This is a genomic window from Ectothiorhodospira shaposhnikovii (assembly GCF_022227765.1).
Taxonomy (GTDB): domain Bacteria; phylum Pseudomonadota; class Gammaproteobacteria; order Ectothiorhodospirales; family Ectothiorhodospiraceae; genus Ectothiorhodospira.
Map to the genome: position 1 here is coordinate 101271 of NZ_JAJMLZ010000004.1, position 21022 is coordinate 122292.

Genomic DNA, 21022 nt, shown 5'->3' on the forward strand with positions numbered 1-21022 from the left:
ATGGACAATCGAATCTCTATCGCAACTGCCATCGAAAAAAACAAGATCGCGTCTGATACGCCGTTCCTGTTTTTGCTCGTTATCGAGGTTGTCAATCCCGACACCGGAACCACCGTCGAAACGCTGAGGATTGCCAACAACAACGAGCCGGTATCGCACAAGGGAAATCATTATGACCCGGCCCACTTTGAGCTGAACACGCGCAATGCCTCCGGCGAAATTCAGCAGATTCAGCTCACCATCACGGATCTGACCAGGGCAATTCAGGCCAGGATGCAGGCTTATGGCGGCGGCGTCGGTTTTCGCGTCACCCTGATCGCCATCAACGCAGGTCAGCCCGACGAAGAGCCTTACCACTTCGAGCGTTTCGAGGTGACTGGCGCTTCGGCCAAGGATTATGTGGTGACGTGGACCCTGGGTGCGGAAAACCCGCTGACCATGAATTTTCCACGCAGGCGCCAGATGCGGGATTTTTGCCCCTGGCGATACAAAGGCGAGGACTGCGGTTATGTCGGACCCATGACCGAGTGTGACCTTAGCCTTGCTGGACCCAAGGGGTGCAGGGCGCACAACAACGAGCACCGCTTTGGCGGATGCCCGGCCATTCCCAACGCCGGAACCCGATATGTCTGAGTGGGACGGTCTGCTCGACAAGCGGTTTGAGTTGGGCGGTCGCGGGCCAGATACCTTCGATTGTTACGGTCTGGTTCAGGAAATCTACCGGCGCCAAGGCATTCAGGTGCCAGATTACGCAACCCCCGAATCAGGTCCACTGATTGCCGCACTTATCGCCATGGAGCTGCGCCTGTGGGAGAAGGTCGATCCCCAGGCCGGCGCCATGGCTGTTTTTCGCATTCCGGGCAGTCTCCATGTTGGTTACTGCCTGAGTTCGCACGAGTTCATTCATGTTTGGGAAGGCTCAAATTGCGTCATTCGTGAGCGTTTGAACCTTTGGAAACCACGTTTGATTGGTTGCTACCGTTATGTCGGCTGAGATCCTTCTGGCAAATCCCGTCTTCATCAACCGCATTCGCTTGATGAACCCCTTTGACCCCTCTGATCGGGTCATCGAGTCGCTTCCCTGGTCTTACGGGAAGACCATCCGCGATTATCTGCCGGAAGATAGCGGCAATGCCGTGGTCAGCGTCAGCGGTCGCATCGTGCCGGAAAGCGAGTTTGATGTCGCCATCGACGCGGATCAGACCATCGTAATCTGTCAGGTTCCGCACGGTGGCGGCGACGGCGGCAAAAACGTGCTTCGCATCGCGGCCCTGATTGCCATTGCCGTGTTTGCCCCTGCGGCTGGCGGTTGGGCCGCAGGTGCCATGGGCGCAAGCACAACCGGCTTGGTGGCCGGCGCCATGCAGGTGGGCTTCATCATTGGCGGCTCCATGCTGGTCAATGCGGTTCTGCCGCCTCCGGAAGATTCCCTGAAGGGCAGCGACAAGAGTAAGCCGACCTACGGCATGGATGGCCCCAAGAACTCATCCACGGAAGGCGTGGCGGTCCCTATCTGCTACGGCACAACCAGGATGGGTGGCAACCTCATCGCCCGGCATGTGGAGAACATTGGCAAAAATCAATACCTGTACATGCTGCTCAATGCCGGTGAGGGGCCGGTGGCCAGCTTGACGGACATTGAAATTAACGACCAGCCTCTGTATCTGCCCGGCACTTCGGAAAAAACCTTTGTCGATGTGGACGTGGTGATGAAGCCATGCGGCTCCGTTGACAGCATGGATGATGAGGAATACCAGAAGCTCTACACCTGGTTTGGCCAGGTCATCGACCCGGTAAATCGCGGGGTTCGCCTCAGCAATAGCTACACTCTGCACACGACCGGCGCCCCGGTGGATGCTCTGCGTCTGGACTTTGTGTTGCCCGGCGGCCTGTTCCATGTGAACAAAAAAGGGAAAACCAAGGAGCACTCCGTCACCATTGAGGCTGAATATCGCCTCAACGGCACGAGCACATGGGTCAAATTCCCCAACCACAGCATAGTCGATGGTCATAATAGAATTTTCAAGGTTTTCAAGTCGTCTCTTTTGGGCGACCGCATCAAAACTACCGTAGAAACCACGACTACACAGCCATCCAATACGACCATTCAAGGCACCAAGATCCTCAATAGCAAGGGCATGGTTATTGGCTTTGTTGAAAGGGTAAACAGGTACGGTACAAGCACCAAGGTGACGCTGAAGAAGACTTCGGCCTACCGCTTCTCCATTGCCAGTGACAAGCTGCCGCGTGGCGTTTACCACATTCGCGTCAGACGTTCTTCTGCCGAAAGCACCGATACCAAGACGGTTGATAGAGTTGATTTGGTGGATGTGAATGAGATCCAGCATTCCAAGGTTGGCTATCTCAATACCGCCCTGGTCGGAATCCGGATTCGCGCCAACGACCAGCTTTCATCGCTGCCGTCTGTCACCTACATCAACCACGGCAAGATCATCCGAGTCTACGACACCACTGCAGGCCAGTGGACGTTGGAGGCGAGCAACAATCCGGCCTGGATCACGCTGGACGCAATGACCAACGAGATTTATGGCGGCGGCCTGTCGGATGACCGCTTCAACCTGGACAACTGGATCGAATGGGCAGAGCACTGCCGGGCCAATGATCTGACCTTCGATGGTCTGATTGATGGTCAAAGCAACCTGTGGGACGCCCTGCAGCCGGTATTCCGCGCCGGCCACGCCCGTCTTCTGAGAACCGGAACCCGTTATTCGGTGGCTATCGAGCGTGCCGCCGATCCGGTTATGTCCTTCAACGTCGCCAATATCATCGAAGGTTCGTTCCAGGTTAGTTGGCTACCCATGTCCGACCGCGCCAACGAGATCGAGGCGACCTTTGCCGACAAGGAAAAGGGCTACCAGCCCACCACGATCAAGCTCTACGACAAGGCGGCTCTGCAGATGGGATTGCCGCCTCGCACCTCGAAAATCAACCTGCCCGGCATTGTGGAGACGGACAAGGCCGTGCGCGAGGCCCAGCTTCAGCTCAACATGAACCGATACATTCGCCAGTCGGTCACGTTCGATGCGCTGGTCGAGGCTATCGGTTGCCATATTGGCGACGTGATCCTGGTTCAGCACGACATGCCCCAGTGGGGCTACGGCGGCCGCCTGGAGGCCGGAAGCACGAACACCAGCCTGAAGCTGGACCGGCCGGTGAGAATGCTCTCTGGACGCTCCTACAAGGCGCTGGTGGCTTTTGACGCGCTGAAGGTGCATACGGGCACCGTTCACAGCGTATCGTCCACCCTGGTCCGCGTAAGCGGGTTTGACGGCACCAAGCGGGTTCGCCGTCTGAAGATCAACGGAAAGGAGCACGAGATCATCCGTGTGGTTTCCGGCAGTGTGGACGGCGTAGTGATTGCCAGCACCGCAGGCATCAATCCCGGTCAGACGTGTGAGCTTTGGGATACCGATGCTCTTGTTGAGCGCAATGTGATCTTTGCCGCCGGTGAAACAGACCAGATCAACCTGGTAACGCCGCTTCCGGAAGCCCCCGCAAGGTTGACCAAGTGGTTGTTTGGCGAAACTGAAAGGATCAGCAAGCCCTTCCGCGTAACCGCCATTGCCGGCAGTAGTGACTATGTGAGGACTATCGAGGCGACCGAGTACAGTGCCAGCGTCTACGATATGTCTGGCATCATTCACCCCATCATCAACTACTCCGACTTGGTTGCCGGCATTGGTCATGTGCAAAACCTGACGCTGGCCGAAGAGATTGAGTTTGCCGGGGATCAGCCTATTTCGACCATCTCCGTAGGCTGGATGGAGTCCGAGAGCGGCGCCTATGCAGGGGCCAACGTCTACGCCTCCATCAACGACTCCGCGATGGAGATGGTTGAGTCTGTCCGTGGCGCCAGAACCTCTTTCCGTCTTGGCGGGCTTGATATTGGTGACAAGGTGAGGGTGCGCGTGGTTGCGGTGGATACCGTTGGGGCCGCCGCCAATTTCGCCACTGCGCCGACCAGAGAGATCACCGTCACCGGCAAGACTCAGGCATCAGAGGACATGATGCTCAATGACTTTCAGGCGGAGGGTGGCGTTTTGGCCGCCACGCTGACCTGGGTTGAACCTGAAGGATTGGACTTTGCCAGGGTTGAGGTCTGGCGCAACACCACGAACAATCAAAGCACTGCCGTCATGGTCAGCTACGCAGTGGGCGGTCGCTTTCAGGATCTGCTCTACCAGCCCGGAACCTACTGGTACTGGGCAAGGCCAGTGGACACCTCGAAGAATTACGGTCCCTGGGTAGGTCCGGCATCCGCCACGGTAACGTCCATCGCTTCGAGCACCGAGGAAATTCTGGAAAAGCTCACCGGGGAGATTCGCAAGGATCACCTCTTTACCGAGCTTGCCAAGGAAATCGAGCTGATTTCCGGCAACGGCGAAGGCTCTGTCAACCAGCGCATCTTGGAAGAGGCTCAGGCCCGAATTGAAGAGGCCGAGCAGCTTGCCACCGAGATTGGCGCAGTGGCTTCTGCCATTGCAGCGGAGGCTACGGAAAGAGTTGGTCAAGTCTCTGCGCTTGCAGGGGAGATCGGCACCGTTGCTTCGGCCATCAACGCCGAGGCTCAAGCCCGGATTGCGCAAGGAAATGCGCTTGCAGGGGAGATCGGCACCGTTGCTTCGGCCATCAACGCCGAGGCTCAAGCCCGGATTGCGCAAGGAAATGCGCTGGTTGGAGAGCTTGAGAGTGTATCTTCCTCTCTCGCCTCTGAAGTGCAAGCCAGGGTCGAACAGGGCAACGCGCTGGCCGACAGTATCGTGGCCGAAAGCGAGGCCCGCATGGTGGCTATCGGCGCGGCAAAAGACGCGCTCCAGGCCGAGATCGACGGTCTGATGGCAACCGTGTCTGACCTGCAGGGCGTCAGTGAGTACGACCCTGACGGCGGATACGAAAAGGACGCTCTGGTGAAGTACCAGGGGGCGCTCTACAAGGCCCGGCAGAATCTGGCAGCCCCGGTGCCACTGCCGACGAACGGGACTTTCTGGGCGAAGGTGGGCGACTATGCCTCCTTGGGCGAGGCTGTAGCGGCCCACGCTGCTCAACTCAGCAGTCACGGTACGCGGATCACCACGGCGGAGGGCAATATCACGTCCCAAGGCCAATCCATCAGCACGCTGCAGTCCACAATTAACAATCCGACCACCGGACTTGCGTCTAAGGCGTCCATTACCGCGCTGAATAACGCCATCACCACAGAGCAGAACGCCAGAGCGTCGGCGGTCAACAGCATCAACACGAATCTGGCAAACAACTACGCCACCAAGACCGACTTGACCACGGCAGAGTCGAACATCAAAGGCGCTTCCGTCGACAGCTTCAGCCAGATCAAGACTCGTTTTGACGGGGTAGATACCGCCATCGGGCAGCGTGCAACCACAACGGCCATGAACACGGCCATAAGCACTGCCAAGAGCGACGTATTCGGGGCGGAAGTCACCAGCTTCAGTAAGATCAACACTCGCTTTCAGCAGACTGATACTGCCATCGGCCAGCGCGTCACCATTGAAAACTTCAACAGCGCCATATCTACCGAGCAAAGCGCCCGTGGCACGGCGATTCAACGCCTGGCCGCCATTCGAGACACGGATAATCTGATCCCCGATGGTAATTTCTCCATCAGTTCCAGGCTCAATGCGTTTTCTTCGTACTGGTCCACATCTTCTGCCTGGCTCACGCAAAGCGAAGGCGGCGCAAGCAATGGCCCGTGTCTGCGAATCAACTCTGGCAGTGCAAACCGTGACGTTTATGTGCGCGATGGAAATGCCGCAACGCTCCTGCTCCCGGTAAACTCCGGGGAAACCTTCACGGTATCGTTCAAGTACCTCTATTCCTCGGATTTCGCATCCATCGGGAATCGCCTGAGTCTGCTTTTGTTGGTGAGAAATGCAGATGACAGTGCCACTTTGCAGACCCTGACCGTAAGTACGACCGTTTCCACTTTGAACTCGTGGCTTGAACGAACCCATACGGTAGTTGCGAGTGCGTCGGGCGCGGCCTTCCTGCGCGTGTTTATCCGCCTCAATTCCAGCGCAACCGCAGGTCACGTCCTGGTCAGCGATGTGAAACTGACCAAGATGGCATCGAGAGCCGAACTTCAGTCGGTTCAGGATGCGCTGACGAGCGAAACCCAGGCTCGCGTAGACGCCATCAATACCATCAATGCGAATCTGAATGACAACTACGCCACCAAGACTGATCTGACCACGGCAGAGACGAACATCAAAGGCTCTGCGGTCAATACGTTCAGTCAAATCAATGCCCGGTTTACCTCCACTGACACGGCCATCAATAACCGGCCGACCACTTCAGCGATGAACACCGCTATCAGCGATGCAAAGGCTGACGTGTTCGGGGCGGAAGTCACCAATTTCAGTAAAATCAACGCCAAATTCAGCGCGACCGACACTGCGCTCAACGCCAGACCCACTACCACGGCGATGAACACCGCCATAGATAGTGCAAAGGCCGATGTGTTTGGCGCGGCTGTCAGTAGTTTTAGCCAGATCAACACCCGATTCACTTCCACTGACACGGCCATCAACAATCGTCCCACGACGACGGCCATGAACACCGCTATCAACACGGCCAAGAGTGACGTGTTTGGGGCCTCCGTTGACAGCTTCAGTCAGATCAAGACGCGCTTTGATGGGGTGGACGGTGCTATTGGAACTAGAGCCACCATTGACCAGCTCAATACGGCCATCTCCAACGAGCAAAGTGCCAGGGTAACGGCGATCCAGAATTTGGCCGCCGCGAGAGATGTGGAAAATCTCGTGCCCGATGGCAGTTTTGCCTTGAGCGCACGCGCCGGTGCCGTTGATAGCTACTGGGTGCCACACTCGACCCTACTTGTTCAGAGTGACGGTGGCTATGCCGGCGCTCCTTGTGCGCGGGTAAATTCGTCCACGACCAACAGAGACTATTGGGCCAGGGATGGCGCCGGTCGGCTCCTGCTGGTCCCGGCTGTCACCGGCGAGACGGTCACTGTGTCGTTTTGGTATCGGTACTCCGAGGATTTTGCTTCGGTGGGAAATCGGTTCCGGATTCGACTGTTGGCGCGGGATTTTGGTGACACTGTTACCCAGCAAACCATAGATTGTGTGACTCAGACGAGCACTGTCGGTCAGTGGCACTTCAGAACTGCCACCTTCACGATCACGGCCACTGCCGTGGCGTGGATTCGTGCTGCTCTGCGGATCGACTCTTCGGCCACTGCCGGTCACATCCTCATCAGCGACCTTCGCGTTTCGCGGATGGCGTCGAAGGCTGAGCTTCAGTCTGTCCAGAGTGCCTTGGCTGACGAGACAACGGCTCGCGTCAACGCCGTAAACACCATCAACACGAATCTGGCGAACAATTACGCCACCAAAACAGAGCTGACCAACGCTGAAACCAACATCAAGGGTTCAGCAGTCAACACCTTCAGCCAGATTCACGCTAAGTTTAACGCGACCGATACCGCCATCAACAATCGCCCCACCACTACGGCGATGAACACGGCCATCAGTGATGCGAAGGCTGACGTGTTCGGGGCGGCCGTTACCAACTTCAGCCAGATTGACGCTCGATTCACTTCGACCGATACGGCCATCAACAATCGCCCGACCACTACGGCGATGAATACGGCCATCAACACCGCTAAGGCCGACGTGCTTGGAGCTGCCGTCACCAGCTTCAGCCAAATCAATGCCCGGTTTACCTCTACTGATACCGCCATCAACAATCGCCCCACTACCACGGCGATGAACACGGCCATAAATGACGCCAAGGCCGATGTATTTGGCGCTGCCGTCACCAGCTTCAATCAGATCAACGCCAGATTTGCTTCCACTGACACGGCCATCGGTCAGCGCGTCACGGTTGACAGTTTTAACACGGCCATCTCCAACGAGCAGAGCGCCCGTGGCACCGCGATTCAACGTCTGGCCGCGATCCGCGACACGGATAACCTGGTCCCTGATGGCAATTTCGCCATCAGCTCTCGTTTGAATGCGTTTGCCTCCTATTGGACGACAAACGCGAATTGGGCCATGCAGGCCGATGGTGGATTTAACAATGGCCCCTGCTTGCGGATCAACTCAGGCAGCGTACATCTGCAGCCCCATGCCAGAGATGGAAATGGTGCGACACTTCTTCTCCCGGTCAACTCCGGGGAAACCTTCACGGTGTCTTTCCGGTATTTCTACTCGACCGATTTTGCCAGCGTAGGCAATCGCCTGAGTGTTCGTCTCGCCATCAGAAATGTAACAGATAGCACCACCCTACAGACCCTGACGGTAGCCACCACTGACTCCACTCGCGGGGTGTGGCTTGAGCGCACTGCGACTGTGACGGTGAATGTCTCTGGGGCTGCGGTGGCTCGGATCTATGCTCAGCTCGACTCGACAGCCACTGCCGGTCACATCCTCATCAGTGACATCCGTGTGACCAGAACCGCCTCAAGAGCGGAGCTTCAGTCGGTTCAGGATGCGCTCACGACTGAAACCCAGGCTCGTGTGAATGCTATCAATACCATCAACACGAACCTCAACAACAACTACGCCACCAAGACGGATCTGACCAATGCCGAAACCAGCATCAAGGGTTCGGCCGTCAACACCTTCAGCCAGATCAACGCCCGATTCACTTCCACTGACACGGCCATCAACGCCAGACCCACTACCACGGCGATGAACACCGCCATAGATAGTGCAAAGGCGGACGTGTTCGGAGCGGCCGTTACCAGTTTCACTCAAATCAACGCCCGATTCACTTCCACTGACACGGCCATCAACAACCGGCCGACCACTTCGGCCGTTCAGACGACCGTAAACAACGCCGTCGCAGCGGAGACGCAGGCCAGGAACGAGGCGCTGCGTAAGCTGGAAACCGGCATGTCGGACCTGATTCGGAGAGTGGTGTGGAACTTCGATACTGCAGTCGAGGGGTGGACGGCTGCTGGCGGCACCCATAGCATCGTCAATGGGGCCTTGAGGATCGCGTCCAGCGGGACAGACCCTCGCTCAGTGTCTCCGGTAGTTGCCATCAACGGCGCGGCAAACCGAGTCGTTCAGGCGAAGGTCATGCGTCTGGCCGGCAGTGGGTGGGATGGATCTCTCTACTATCACACCTCCGGACACGGTGAAACCAATAGCTTCCGCAAGGTGATCCCCAACACTACCGTGCTGAACGAGTGGTGCATCCTTGAGTGGCGCATGGATGAGCTGACTGCAGGTGGGGATGACTGGATCAACAGCACGATCACCAGAATCCGTATCGACCTCGGCAGCACTGCGAGCGACATCTTCCTCATCGACTGGGTTGCCATTTGCGGCAATGGCGTTGAGACGCTGGCCACTAAAACCGAACTGGCAACGACTGAATCCAACATCAAGGGTTCAGCCGTCAACACCTTCAGTCAAATTCATGCCAAGTTCAACGCAACGGACACGGCTCTCGACGCTCGCCCCACCACTACGGCGATGAACACGGCCATCAACACGGCCAAGAGTGACGTGTTTGGAGCGGCTGTCACCAGCTTCAGCCAGATCAACACGCGGTTTCAACAGACCGATACCGCCATCGGCCAGCGCGTTACCATCGACAACTTCAATACGGCTATCTCCAACGAGCAGAGCGCCCGTGGGACCGCCATTCAGCGTCTGGCCGCGATCCGCGATAGCGACAACCTGATTCCTGATGGTAATTTCGCTCTCAGTTCCAGGCTCAATGCGTTGGCCTCTTACTGGACGACTCACTCCACCTGGGCGGTGCAGGCTGATGGCGGGTTCAACAACGGTCCTTGCCTAAGAAGGACCTCTGATGGCGCCAACCGCGACATTTACGCCAGAGACGGAAATGGGGCGACCCTGTTGGTCCCGGTCAACTCCGGCGAAACCTACACGGTATCGTACAAGTATTTCTACTCGGCCGATTTCGCCACTGTGGGAAACCGCCTGAATGTGGTTCTGTTGGTCAGAAATCTTGCAGACAGCGCCACTGTTCAAACCATTACCGTCGCCACTGCCAACTCGACCCGTGGGACTTGGATCGAGCGCACTGCAACCGTGACGGTGAATGCGTCTGGCGCGGCCGTGATGCGCGTGTACAGCCGCCTCGACTCCAACGCTACCGCCGGACACGTCCTTGTCAGTGACATCCGCGTGACCCGCATGGCGTCGAGGGCGGAATTGCAGTCGGTTCAGGATGCTCTGGCTGACGAGACAACGGCCCGTGTCAATGCCATCAACACCATCAACACGAACCTCAACAACAACTACGCCACCAAGACTCAGGTCAGTACGCTTGAATCCACTATCAAGGGTGCAAACGCATCCTGGTTTACCGGGCTGACCTCCACGTTCAATGGGCTGCAGAACGACATCAACAGCCGGGCAACGCAGGCCAGCGTCAACACGCTGTCCACGACCATCAGCAATGAAACCACCGCACGGGCCACGGCTATCCAGCAGCTCGCGGCCATCCGCGACTCCGACAACCTCTGCACGGATGGTAATTTCGCCCTGACGGCAGCGAAGGGTTCCTTGGGGGATTACTGGGAATCTCAGTCTTGGGCCTCTGTGCTGGCGACTGGCGGCTACAACGGGAGTCCCGGCATCCAGATTAACGCCGCCAGCGCAAACCGCAGCCTGACGGCCAGAAACGGCGCTGGTGGCTGGCTGAAGGTGCCCGCAGCCCCAGGCGATCAGTTCGAGGTGACATTCTGGACGTTTTACTCGACCAACTTTGCTGCCGTTGGTAATCGTTTCCGGGTCATTCTCTACGGGCGAAACCTGGCCGATAGCGCGACCACGCAGACCCTCAGCCGGTACACCCTGACTTCCACGGTGGGCGTGTGGCAGAAGCACACTGGCATCCTGACGGTGACTGGAGCTAACACGGCATGGATTCGGATCGCCTTGTACCTCGACTCCACGGCCACCGCCGGGCACGTCATCGTCAGCGACCTGAAGGTGACGCGGGGCGTCACTCAGGAGTCTTTCCTTGAAACCAAGTCCATCGCTGACAGTATGTTCTCGCAGTGGGGCGTCAAGACCCAAGTGGGGCAACTGGTTGGCGGCGTGGGTCTTCTGAATGATGGTTCGAGCACAAAGTTTTACGTCCAGGCCGACAGGTTTGCTATCTACAGCTCCACCTTGCCGACCGACAAGAATCAGCTCGTTCCATTCTTGGTCGAAAATAACCGCGTCTACATCAAGCAGGCGACCATCAAGGATGGCGATATTACAACGGCGAAGATTCAAAACCTCTCCGTTGATACCATCAAAATCAAAGATGGAGCCATCAGCGTAAATAGAGCATGGTATGAGGTGTTCTCTACGCCTTATCCTTATCCGACCAATGAAATGCTACTTGTGACGGTCAATGTTCCGGCCGTTAGTGTTCCAACTGTATTGGTTGCACTTGGATCTGTTTATATTCAGGGATCTCATACATCCTCAACTGAGGTTCATTTGAGAATTACATTTCAAAGAGCCAACAGTTCAAATGAAACCAGTTATGGGTGGTACGTTAGAAATGGGCTTTTTTATGATTTCACTGCTTCTCAACAAGTAGTTTCTGGAGTTGATTATATTGTCAGGCTTTATGCTAGGACGACTAATTTGAACACTTTTGATGGCCATCGTGGAGTAACAAGAGCACACTTGGCCGTACTTGGATCAATGAAATGAATTTCATCGTTTACGAAAAAGACACTGGCAGAATTACCAGCATTGTTTCTGGGGTATGTGTTTCTGCTAGTGAGATGGAAAAAAATATCTCTCATTATCAAAATAGAAAATTTATTGCTGGAGAGGCGGACCCTGAAAGGCAATATATTTGCGTCAAAACGCTGGATATTTTGAATAGAGAGGAAATGCCATTTTATTTTGATGGAACGAGGATGGTGGTTCCCTCAAATACCCGCTTTTTTCTTTACGGCGCCACAGAAGTATCGGGGGTTACGGATGCAAGTGGAGTTCTTGAATTTCAGTTTGAAGAGCCTGGCTCTTACTTTCTTGATTTGTTCTGTTTTCCTTTTTTAAGTAAAAAGGTTGAAATCCATGTTGATTCGAGTCTCCAAGTTTCATTCGTCTGACGAGGCAATTCTTTTTGCCATTGAAAAAATCGACGCCGCTGCAGAACAGGCCCGCCTCAAGTACCTCACTCCCGGCTCCGGACAAGCCATGGAGTACGAAGAGGCGCATCGTCAGGCTCTGGAGTTCATATCCAATCCAAGAAGCGGCCACTATCCCATGCTGGAGGCAGACGTGGAGGCCGGCCTTTGTGAAACCGTCGAGCAGGCCGCATCCACCGTCATCGCCATGCGGCAACAGTGGGAGCAGGTGGGTCAGGCCATTCGGCGCATCCGACTGGAAGCCAAGCGGCGCATCCGAGAATCCGGCGATCCCGCCGAGATCGCCAGAATCAGAGAAGAGGCGGTGAGTCTTTTGAGCGGCCTTTAAGGTAAGTAACCACTGACTGTACAAAAGGCTTTGTTTGCCATATCCTTTTGAAAAATTTTCCATCAAGCGAGCGGTGGAGCAGTGGAATCCCAACACAACGCGAGCATCAGCTTTGGTATGGCAAAAGAAATCGCTGAGGCTGTCGCCCTCTCTGCGGCCACGAAGGTGGCCCAGGAGCTTCGGCACGAAATGCAGATGGAAAACAAGAAGCTCAGGGATGAGCTTCTTGAAGGTGTGCGTAACGAAATCAAGCTGTACCACGGCGACATGACGCCTACCGAGCACGCCATTCAACACGCCCGGATCAATCGCTTCCTCTCATGGATGGATCGCACATCGCAAAACGTCTGGGCACAAGTCCTGAAGACTATCGTATCCGCCATGCTGTTTTTGTTCTTGCTTGGTTACTTCCTCTGGAACCAGGGCATTGGCGATAAGGTTCTGGGAGGCTGAGAAATGTTGGTCCACGCTGGAAAAACACTGTTTACCGAGGACGAGTTGAGGTGCAAAGGTAGTGGTCTTCTGATCCTGGCGCCGGGATTTGACCTTGAGCTTTTGAAGTTGCGTGTCGCCTTTGACATGCCAATGTCTGTCAATTCGTGTTGCCGCTCGGAATCCCATAATCGCGCTGTCGGGGGGCACCCAAGAAGCCTTCATGTTTGTGATAAGCCTTACTGGCCCACTGGCGGCTGCTGCTCCATCGACGTTGGCACCCGTCACCGGGGCGAGGGCTACAGGCAAAAGCTGATCAAGCTGGCCGAAAGTCTGAACTGGAGCGTAGGGATTCATCCCCACTTCATTCACCTGGACCGCCGGGTGGACTACACCTCAAGGCCAAGAGCCACTTTCCCGTACTGACATGCCATCGCTCATCATTCGCACGCATCAGGTTCTCACCACGATCTTCGTCATCTGGATGCTGGTCGTGACCACGGCCATTCTCTACAAGACCTTTTGGCAGCCGGTTGAGATCCCAAGTTCGACCGTCGCAGCTCTGACCGCTGTGTTAGGGCTGCCGACGATTGCGGTAGGACTTTGGAAGGCCCGTTGGGACTGGCTGATGGCCACCAGGAAGCCTCGCCATGATTAAGCTCGCGTCCCTCAAAAGCATGGCCCTGGTGGCGATTCTGACGGCCTCTGCTGGCTTTGGCGCCGGATTCTACATCAAGGGTGAGATTGAGGCTGCGGCCCGTCTGGCAGGCGTTGAGGCGGCTTTGCGAGCGCAGAAGGAGGCCGTGCGGCTGGTCCGCGAGCAAGCCGAGGCGCAGAGACAGATTGATCAGGCCGCCATGCAAAAGCTGATGCGCCAGGCCAACGAGTTCCGCGCCATTGAGCGCACCGTTCCGGAGGTTGTGATTCGCCATGTCCCCGCTGAAGACCACGATACTGACTGCCGCCTGCCTGTGGCTGTTGTCAGGATGCTCAACGATGCCCGGCGTGGCCATCGAGCAGAACTGCCCACAGCCACCCTCGATACTGACGGAGAGGCCGGCGCCACTTCCGCTCTTGCCAGAAGAGCCGAGGTCGAGGCCCACGCCGACTGCGCACTGAAATACAACGCTCTGGCAGGGAAGTACAACGCCCTGATCGACTGGCTGCAGGATACGAGAAACTGAATGTGCAATATGTTTTCAGGCTATCAAAACGCCATTAAAATAAGTAATCAATGACTGAGGTTTTCGGATGATTACCACGCGGGTAAACGCAAGACTTATTGATGGCGCCGGCAAGCCCATTGTCGGCGCAACTATCGTCGCCAGCCTGACCCGCGTCGAGCTGGATCATGGTGTGGTTGTGCCGCGCAAGGTGTCTTTTGTCACTGATGGCGCGGGCATGGCCAGCATGAACCTTTGGCCAAACTCTCGCGGCACCGGCGAAAGTCGCTACCGGATCGAGGCTTTTTCAAAGTCCGACTCCAGGCCGCTGATGAATGTTTTTGCCAACGTGCCGGAGTCTGGCGAAACCCTCGATCTGCACACGCTGGTATCTACTGATGCACCGCCCAGTCTGAGTCAGGCCGAGGTCATTCTGAATCAGGCCAATCAGGCCATCCAGACTGCCAAGGCGGCGTCCGTCGAGGCCACCAACGAGGCTGACAGGGCAGAGCAGGCCGCCAGCGAAGCCTTGGCCGCTGTAGAAGGCGTGCAGGATCTGATTGACGCTCTTGGAGAGAGCGCGGGCCACGTTCATGCGAACCTGAGCGTGTTGGCCGGGTTTGACACTGATCCACAAGGCACCCTGACGTGGCAAGGGCAGCTCGTCAATAAGCAGGCGGAATCCATCGAGCTTTCCGACGTGGCGCCCTCCAATCTTGGGGCCACTGCCTCTGCAGGCTCCGGCGACAAGGCTGCCCGTGAGGATCACGTTCACCCGCTACCCACTGCGACCCAAGTAGGCGCAGAAGTGGCCGGCGCGGTGGCTTGGCATGTCGGTCAGGCCAATCCGCACCCGCAATATGCCCAAGCACTTGAAGCGCACGCCGCAGAACGCAATCCACACGGGGCAACTGCAGCCGACGTAGGGGCTGACCCCGCTGGCACGGCTGCCGGGCTTGTGACTGCGCATGGGGCGGAATCAAACCCCCATCCGCAGTATGCCCGATCCGCTGATGTTGCCGACGCCCTGAGTGGGAAGGCTGGGGTTGATCATGGTCACGAAGTAGGTCATGTGGCCGGCCTTGCGGAAGGGCTTTTGGCGATCAGCAATAGCGTACTTGAGATGGAGAACGCTATTGGCACTAAGCAAAACGTCCTTGTCTCCGGAACCAATATCAAGACCATCAACGGCCAGCCGATTCTTGGATCTGGGGATGTTCAGATTACGCCTTGGGATGGTCAGTCTTTGCTGTCCAATGCGGCGCCGCAACCACTTGGCACCGCCACCCCAGGCTCTGCAACCACCGTCAGTCGCTCTGACCATGTTCACGCGGTCCCGTCCCCAGCCCAAGTCGGTGCGGAGCCTGCAGGCGCTGTGTCCGCTCACGTCGCGGCGGCCAACCCGCACTCGCAGTATGTGCTTGGCGAAAACCTTGCCCCTCTACTCAGCGGAAAGGCAAACGTCGTGCATGGTCACGCCATCTCTGATGTGACCGGAATGCAGGCTGCGCTTGATGGAAAGGCGGCATCCGCACATACCCACACCATCGCCAACGTCTCTGGTCTGCAGGCCGAGTTGGACGCCAAACAGAACGCCCTTGTCTCAGGAACCAACATCAAGACCATCAATGGGCAGCCGGTTCTTGGATCTGGGAACATCGAAATTGTGGCAAGTGGAGGCGAGGGCGCCGCGCTTTCCAACAGCGCACCTCTCGCTCTTGGGGTCGCCTCTGCGGGCACCGCCGCCACGGCCAGCCGCTCCGACCACGTTCACCCGCTGCCTGGCGCGGCCCAAGTAGGTGCGGACCCCGCAGGCACTGCTTCCGCATCCATGGCGGCCCATACCGGCGCTTCAGATCCACACACCCAATACGTCCAAAAGGTAGCAGGCAAGCAGCTCTCCACTGAAGATTTCACCAGCGCCGAGAAAACGAAGTTGGCCGGGGTAGCTGCAGGCGCTCAGGTGAACGTGGCAACGAACCTCGGAATTTCTGGTAGCGGAAACACCAGAAGCATCACCAGCTCCACAGGCTCCAGCGTATCGGTGCCGACGGCAACATCCTCGAACGCCGGATTCATGTCCACCGGCGACAAGGCAAAGCTGGATGCCATTGCTGCAGGTGCCACTGCCAATTCGACCGATGCTCACCTTCTCAACCGAAACAATCACACTGGCTCTCAGGCCATTTCAACAGTGACTGGGCTTCAGGCCGCGCTTGATGAAAAGGCAGCATCTACTCATTCGCACACGCCTGCCGAGACGGGCGCAGATCCTGCGGGCACTGCTTCCGCATCCATGGCGGCCCATACCGGCGCTGCAGACCCACACCCTCAGTATTCGCTCAAGGCGTCGCTGGCCCAAGTGGCGAGCAGCGGTAACTACCTGGACCTGTCGAACCGTCCTACTCTTGGCACGGCGGCTGCAGCGGCCGTTGGCGACTTTGCCACAGCCGCTCAAGGGGCGAAGGCCGACGCCGCTCATGGCTGGGGCAATCACGCCACGGCCGGGTATCAGTCTGCGCTCGTCTCCGGAACCAACATCAAGACTATCAATGGCCAATCGGTCCTTGGACCTGGAAACATCGCCATTGATGGAGGCAGCAGTCTGCCTGCGGGTGGCAGTTTGATGTCAATGCTCATTTTTGGACCTGATGGCGCCGCTTGGTCGAGCACCATCACGCCGACGCTGCTTGGTCAGCCTGAGCACAACCTGGGCAACCTCGGCGCCGCGATCACCCTTGATCCGTCCTTGGGTAATCGGCAGACCGGCCTTGTCAATGCGAACGTCACCATCACGATGCCTCCGCCTGTAGATGGTGGCGTCATCTTCGTTCGCCTTCGACTGATCAATTCCGGCGGCACGAGAGCCATCACCATCTCTGGCGCCTCTCGCATCGGCCCTGTTCCTGATCTGACCGATGCCGATGGCGGCGTTAATTTCCTGTTCTTCGAGGGCAACCCGTCCGGTTGGTACTTCAGTGGAGAGAAAGCAGAATGAGACAGCAGCAATACCTGACCAATGATGGTGAGGTGATTCGTGATTTGAATCGACACCTCCCGAGCAATACTACTGTCATCTTTCCTCACGTTCTGACGCATGAAGATGTAATGACTCATGGTGTAGTTCGATGCGAGGTTGTGCATCCGAAAGTTGAGTGGTGGCAGACGCTTGGGGCAAAGACGGTCGATGGCTCAGTAAGTCCCGCCATCGTGAGTTGGGAAGTCATTGATCGTCCGATTGACGAGGTGAAGAGTGAAGCCATTTTTCGCATCAGCAGGCGGAGGTTTGAACTTGAGGATCGCGGCGTAACGATAGATGGCGTTCGGTATAGCGGAAGCCGTGAGAATCGACAAACCTTGGACGAGGCGGTGAGAGCCGCAGCGCGTTTGGGCATTACGCATTTCGTTCGCTGGAAAGATAGTGACAACAATTTCCACGCGAACCATCCCGTCAGCGCAGTTGAGGCCGCCATTGACCTAATTGTTCATGAAAGAAGCCAGTTGATCAACGCTGAGGGCGAAAAGGTTGAAGCGGTGATGCAGGCTGCGTCCGTGGCCGAGGTCGTTGATGCTGCGGGGTGGGAGTGATGGCGCAGTTCTTCGTTCTTGCCGGGAGTAGATCAGGCGGCATCACCACGAGAAAATTTGATAATAACGGTGATCTTCTCTGGTCAAGAGATCACGGAAACCACGTCATGTCTGTGGCGATAGATCAGAGAGACGGTTCCATCGTAACGGCTGGTAATAGAGCGAGTAACATCACTACACGAAAATACAATTCTGAAGGTGATCTTCTCTGGTCAAGAGATCACGGAAACCAAGTTCGAGCCGTCGCAATATCCAGTATTGATGGTCGCATAATTACGGGTGGAGTTGTTGTCTCCGGGGTGTCGACCAGATGTTATACCTCAGCAGGCACTGAACTGTGGGGATTAGATCACGGAGCCACTGTTCATTCGGTGAGCTTCGATCCGTATGGGGGTAGATTTCTGTCCTGTGGGGATCGGTTCGGAGGTATTACAACGAGGATATATAGTGTTGATGGGGTTTTAATATCTAATCTCGATCACGGAGACTCTGCCCAGGCTGTATCTGTAGTACGTGAAACTGGGGATTTCGTCATCGGAGGGTTCGAAGTCTCTGGAATTTCTATAAGAAAGTTTAGTACGAATGGGGTCCCTCTACTCAGTATATCTCACGGTAGTGCAGTGTCGGTTTTGGCGGTTGACCAGAGTGATGGTTCGTTCTTTGCGACCGGATTCCAGTTCGATACTCCTCTATCCGTTACGCGATATAGTTCAGACGGTGACCCCATATGGTCGCTTCCTGGAACTACGAATGGTGTAGCCGTCATGCCAAGCGACCCTCAACCCTCCCGCCGCACGACGCCGCTTATGTGGAGCCAATTCTAATGCGCCAACTCACAAGAATCTCCGCTTGGTTTTCCCAAGGTATCAACTGCCTTTTCCTTTGGGTGTTTGGCTTGGAATACGCAAGTCATGACCTGACCGTATCGGCCCGATGCTATGTTCAGGGCGAGGTAAACGGGCACAAGGGATGGAGGTTCGCTCAAAAAGTGATTGACGCCGGGTTCTTCTGGCAAAAGGCGCACTGCAGAGGCTCATTCAATAAGGACGTTGAGTTTGCCGATTGGGTGAAAGCGATTCAGAGCCGAATCCATGCACGCAACACTTGAGCCTCTTACGGTAATCATTCGCGTGCATGATCAGACCGAGGATTCCTTCGTTTGGTCATGCACGGCAACGCTGGACCGGGCCACCGGCTCGGCAAGGCTTTACGGCGCAATCCAGGCGCCAACGCTCTCTCAAGTTCGCGCTCTCAAGGAAATTCTACTGGCGAGCGGTATCCAACAGATCCTTTGGGAAAGGCGAACCGGGGTAGGGCGTAGGCTTGTATCGCTCAAACTCAAACCAAGAAAGGGCACAGAATGAAGGGCCGTCAACGGTTCAGCAAGAAAGACCAGCGTCAGCACCGGGCCGAAAAGAAAGCGGCCAGGGCGATGGCCAAAAACCAGGCGCTGTTGGAAATTGTCCAAAACGAAGCCACGACAAAGCCTCGCCCCAATGAGGTCAAAGCCCTTGAGGCCCGCACGGAAGCCCAGGGGCATTACATCATCGCCATCAAAAGTGCTCAGCTTACTTTTGGCATTGGCCCCGCAGGGACCGGCAAGACCTACATTGCAGCCGCCATGGCCGCCGAGGCTCTTGCCAGCAAGAGGATCGAGCGCATCATCCTGACCCGCCCTGCCGTTGAGGCCGGCGAGCACCTTGGTTTCCTCCCCGGTGAACTGGCGGAGAAGATCGACCCCTACATGGCGCCTTTTATGGACGTGTTCCATGAGCGCCTGGGTCGTGGTTTTACCGAGTATCTGGTCAGGCACGGGACCATCGAATGCGCCCCGCTGGCATTCATGCGCGGCCGCACCTTCCGCAATGCCTTTGTGATTCTGGACGAGGCCCAAAACACCACCCCAACCCAGATGAAGCTGTTTCTGACCAGGGCAGGGGAGGGCGCCAAGCTGATTGTGAACGGCGATCCGCGCCAGAAAGACATTCCCGGCCCCTCGGGACTGACTGACGCCGTGGACCGCTTACAGGGACTCTCAGGGGTCCGCACGGTGACGTTTGAAGCCGGTGATATCGTCCGCTCCGGGCTTGTGCAGAGGGTCATCGAGCGTTACGAGCTTCCCGCCGCAGCGTGACCAACCCATATGGGTCATTTGCCGCCGTTGTAGTGTCTATAATTCCGCTTGAAATAGTAAGTAAGAAGTAAGGTAATAAATTACAACGGCGGTGGATGACCCAGATGACAACCCATATACCCAAGATTACCGTTCAAAGCACGATTCATGGCAAATACACCGGCGCGGGACTCTCCACGGAGGTCTACGACGCCATTGCCCTGGGGAAGATCAACCCGCGCCTTTTTGACGAAGAAAAGGCGCTTTTCAATAGCAAGTGGTTCGACTACCGCCGAATGCACCCGGTTGAGGCCACCTACCTGTTTGCGGCCTGCTACAGCCACGCTTACGCCGCATCATCTATAAAGCGCACCGGAAAATACAGCCCCGGAATCAGGGGCAGCCGGGACATCTTCAGTGGCAAATCCACCAATTATCAGGCCCTTTGGAGAGCCAGACAGCAGGCGGATCGTCTTGGCATCCCCTATCCGGTGTTCTGCGACTCCGGCATGGCTCACGCGGAAAGGCTGCTCTGGCAGCGCCCGCCCAGGCCACAGCACTTGTGCTGCGATGCGCTGCAGGTGGGGATCATCGAGGGTTGGCTGGACGCGATCAAGACCTCTGTTCGCGTCCCTTATGATGCTTGGTATCGACTGGATAACTTCGAGGGGCACCCGTACCAGGTGGCCTACCAGGACTGGCTGTGCGAGCAGATCAAGGAACGCCGGCACCAAGAGTATGCCCTGGCTACCTGCATCTTCATGGAGAAGGTGCTGAGCGTTGAGGTGGCCGCAAAGCACTTCCCGCCGGAGGTAGTGCGTAGGGCCGTTGATTTGGGGTGTGAAATGTAAGTAACCACTGACTATACTAGCCCCGCAAGTGAAAAGCGCCGTTCAAGTTCAAGTTCAATTTTTGGAGAGGAATCACATGACCGCACATACTGGCGAAAGATTGAAGGAAAAACTGACCCTGAAGCGGACGCCCCCCCGCGACATCGTGATCGGGACGCATCACGGCAAGCAGGCTCGGGTTCCCATCGGCCATGAGGCGCTGCTGAACAAGTACCGCAAGGGCGAAACGAAGGTCCGTTTCGTCTTTAACTCCGACCAGACGCTCGATGGAAAGGTTACTTCCTTCGACAAGTATACCGTCACCGTCAAATCGGCAGGCTCGAAAGATGACATCGGTGATCTTGAGGTCACGATTTTCAAGCACGCCATTCAGGCTTTCTTCCCCTTGCCCGACCAGGAGTAAAG

The 21022-nt window shown here is 56.5% G+C and carries 14 protein-coding genes; all 14 read left to right on the forward strand.

Annotated features, from left to right (window positions below; translation table 11 throughout):
• The 14 genes from LQD11_RS06940 (at position 1) to LQD11_RS07000 (ending at position 21020) form a co-directional block, all read left to right on the forward strand.
• Positions 1 to 633, forward strand: a complete 633-nt coding sequence (locus LQD11_RS06940; RefSeq protein WP_238616895.1) for a phage minor tail protein L — start codon at positions 1 to 3, stop codon at positions 631 to 633.
• Positions 626 to 994, forward strand: coding sequence for a C40 family peptidase (locus tag LQD11_RS06945; protein ID WP_238616896.1), 369 nt, complete (start codon positions 626 to 628; stop codon positions 992 to 994). Before LQD11_RS06940 ends, LQD11_RS06945 begins: the two co-directional genes overlap by 8 nt.
• Positions 984 to 11696 (forward strand): host specificity factor TipJ family phage tail protein, encoded by a 10713-nt coding sequence (locus LQD11_RS06950; RefSeq protein WP_238616897.1) that lies wholly within the window; start codon positions 984 to 986, stop codon positions 11694 to 11696. The genes LQD11_RS06945 and LQD11_RS06950 overlap by 11 nt, the downstream gene beginning before the upstream one ends.
• Positions 11693 to 12103, forward strand: a complete 411-nt coding sequence (locus LQD11_RS06955; protein ID WP_238616898.1) for a hypothetical protein — start codon at positions 11693 to 11695, stop codon at positions 12101 to 12103. Before LQD11_RS06950 ends, LQD11_RS06955 begins: the two co-directional genes overlap by 4 nt.
• Complete coding sequence (locus tag LQD11_RS06960; RefSeq protein ID WP_238616899.1) at positions 12060 to 12470, forward strand: hypothetical protein; 411 nt, start codon at positions 12060 to 12062, stop codon at positions 12468 to 12470. The genes LQD11_RS06955 and LQD11_RS06960 overlap by 44 nt, the downstream gene beginning before the upstream one ends.
• An 81-nt stretch (positions 12471 to 12551) precedes the next feature.
• A complete protein-coding gene (locus LQD11_RS06965; protein WP_238616900.1) occupies positions 12552 to 12923 on the forward strand; it encodes a hypothetical protein in 372 nt (123 codons plus the stop codon).
• A gap of 3 nt (positions 12924 to 12926) precedes the next feature.
• Entirely contained in the window at positions 12927 to 13328 is a 402-nt protein-coding gene (locus LQD11_RS15760; protein ID WP_420828256.1) for a D-Ala-D-Ala carboxypeptidase family metallohydrolase, read from the forward strand.
• Position 13329: 1 nt separating this feature from the next.
• Positions 13330 to 13560 (forward strand): hypothetical protein, encoded by a 231-nt coding sequence (locus LQD11_RS06970; RefSeq protein ID WP_238616901.1) that lies wholly within the window; start codon positions 13330 to 13332, stop codon positions 13558 to 13560.
• Entirely contained in the window at positions 13553 to 14086 is a 534-nt protein-coding gene (locus LQD11_RS06975; RefSeq protein ID WP_238616902.1) for a hypothetical protein, read from the forward strand. The genes LQD11_RS06970 and LQD11_RS06975 overlap by 8 nt, the downstream gene beginning before the upstream one ends.
• A 67-nt stretch (positions 14087 to 14153) precedes the next feature.
• On the forward strand, positions 14154 to 17063 hold the full coding sequence (locus LQD11_RS06980) for a phage tail repeat domain-containing protein (RefSeq protein ID WP_238616903.1): 2910 nt from the start codon (positions 14154 to 14156) through the stop codon (positions 17061 to 17063).
• Positions 17060 to 17653, forward strand: a complete 594-nt coding sequence (locus LQD11_RS06985) for a DUF4376 domain-containing protein (RefSeq protein WP_238616904.1) — start codon at positions 17060 to 17062, stop codon at positions 17651 to 17653. The genes LQD11_RS06980 and LQD11_RS06985 overlap by 4 nt, the downstream gene beginning before the upstream one ends.
• Positions 17654 to 19013: 1360 nt before the next feature.
• The gene (locus tag LQD11_RS06990) at positions 19014 to 19787 is read left to right on the forward strand and encodes a PhoH family protein (RefSeq protein ID WP_238616905.1); all 774 of its coding nucleotides are present in this window, start codon (positions 19014 to 19016) and stop codon (positions 19785 to 19787) included.
• Between the two features lie 95 nt (positions 19788 to 19882).
• Entirely contained in the window at positions 19883 to 20617 is a 735-nt protein-coding gene (locus LQD11_RS06995) for a hypothetical protein (RefSeq protein WP_238616906.1), read from the forward strand.
• Positions 20618 to 20693: 76 nt separating this feature from the next.
• Positions 20694 to 21020 carry an RNA chaperone Hfq gene (locus LQD11_RS07000; protein WP_238616907.1) on the forward strand — a complete coding sequence of 109 codons (327 nt, stop codon included), beginning with the start codon at positions 20694 to 20696 and terminating at the stop codon, positions 21018 to 21020.
• Positions 21021 to 21022: the final 2 nt, after the last annotated feature.